Annotated in this window: 1 protein-coding gene; it reads right to left on the bottom strand. The window is 49.5% G+C overall.

Features of this window, described 5'->3' with window-relative positions:
• A partial coding sequence (locus GRP75_RS25110) for a non-ribosomal peptide synthetase (protein ID WP_160790686.1) occupies positions 1-2,122 on the bottom strand: 2,122 nt, incomplete at both ends.

Raw genomic sequence — 2,122 nt, 5'->3', positions numbered from 1 at the left:
CTCATCTTCATGTGCAATTACAACAGCTTCTCGGACTGCCTCCAGCTTCAACAGCTGTGCTTCCACCTCGCCCAGCTCAATCCGGTAGCCTCGAATTTTCACCTGCGCGTCGATTCGTCCCTTATATTCCAGCGTCCCGTCCGCATTCCAACGCACCAGGTCCCCTGTACGATAGCAGCGTTCGCCGCCACGGAACGGGCTGTCGATGAACTTTTCGGTCGTCAGGTCTGGGCGGTTGCGATATCCGCGAGCCACCCCGTCACCGCCGACGATCAGCTCCCCCCACGCTCCAATAGGCTGGAGCTGCATCGAACGGTCCACGACATATGCCGTCGAGTTATGGATCGGGCTGCCAATAGGCACAGATCCCGATTGAACGCTGGTAATGGCATGTGTAGTGGAAAAGGTCGTATTTTCCGTCGGACCATAGCCGTTAATGATATGTAGATTCGGATGGGCCTCCAATACCCGGTTAATATGCGGTACGGACAGCACATCACCACCAACCAATAGCTCCCGCATCCCCTCAAATAGTTCCAAGTCCTGCTGGGATAGCTGATTAAAGAGTGGTGCGGTCAGCCACATCGTGGTAATGCCGTGATTGCGAACAACTTCCTTGAGCTTGGGCGCGTCCAAAATAACATCCTGACTCACCAACACCAGCTGTCCACCGTTCAATAACGCACCCCAAATTTCGAAGGTGGACGCGTCAAAGACAACAGACCCGGTCTGCAAAATGCGCGTGTCGGCATTCAAGCGTGCATAATTTGTGTTTGTCACCAAACGCACGACATTACGGTGCTCCACCATAACCCCTTTGGGCTGGCCTGTAGTCCCTGAGGTGTACATAATATAGGCCAAACGACCAGCTGCGCTCGCCTTCGGTTGTTCTCCAGCTGCATAAGCCTGCTGTATTTGTTCTGCTTGTTCTGATTGCGTAGCTTTTGGTTGCATGGTTTCTGGTTGTATGGTTGTCGTAAAAGCAAGTTCGGGACTGGCGAAAATGGAGTAGAACGGATCTAGGCAGTCCACGTATCCCGGATCAGTATTCGTCCCGTGATCATTCGGTAAAATTGGATCGTAACGATCAGCATCATCCGTTCCATAAATTGCAGCATCGCTAAGGTCAAGCACCATTCCCTTAAAATCAGTGGGCCGATGTTCCATTCGCTGCACGAGCAGTATGTCCGCACCGGAATCCTGCAGCAAATAGCGTATACGCTCATCCGGGTAATCAGAATCAATGGGTACATACGCTCCACCTGCTTTGAGAATTCCGAGCATACCGACAATCATCTCAATCGAGCGTTCAGCTACAATGCCGACCGTCTGCTCAGTGCGGATTCCCTGCTTACGTAAAGAATGAGCCAGTCGGTTGGCCTTTTCATTCAATTCTGCATAGGTTAGGCTATCTTGCCCACACACTACCGCCACCTGCTGTGGTGCCTGCTTCGCCTGTTTCACGAACAATTCATGAATAGACGCATGACGTGGATAATCCACAGTTGTATCGTTGAAGGTATGGACCAGCTGCTCTACTTCTTGCTCTGACAGTACTTGTGCTGTGGAAATCGCCAACTCTGGCTGCTGCAAAACAATAGTGTACAGCCGCAGAAGCTGCTCAACAAATTGCTCAATCGTCGTCTCGCTATAACGGTCGCTACTATACTTTACGTTCAGGGAGACCGCTTCATGTTCCCATTGAAACTGGAAATCCAGTTCAGATTGTACGTGATTTAAAAAATCAGAAATATGAATATTTTGCAAGGATACTGTGGTGTGAATAAGAGGCTTTTCATCCTCATTACGTTGAATGTCAAGTAATTCAGAATAGTTCCAAAAAGGAATGTTTTGATGTTCAATAGCTTCGCCGACAGAGGTTTTGATTTGAGACAGCAAAGCTTTGAAGGTTGTGCTGGAATCCAGCGTATTTTTCAATAAAAGCAGATGGTTGATCGGCTTTGTAGCACCGTTGCCAGACTTGGCTACCGGGATGCCCAGCAGCACACGTTCCTCACCTGTGTATTTATGCAATAAGCTCTCTACTCCAGCAAGCAGGACCATAAACACGGCCCATGGAGCGCCACCTGTTATAGATGATATTCTTTGGGAAATTTCAGTT

It is taken from the genome of Paenibacillus sp. OT2-17 (assembly GCF_009827695.1).
In the GTDB taxonomy this organism is placed as follows: domain Bacteria; phylum Bacillota; class Bacilli; order Paenibacillales; family Paenibacillaceae; genus Paenibacillus; species Paenibacillus polymyxa_B.
The sequence above is the reverse complement of the archived record's forward strand: the minus strand, read 5'-3'. Positions and strand labels throughout refer to the sequence as shown.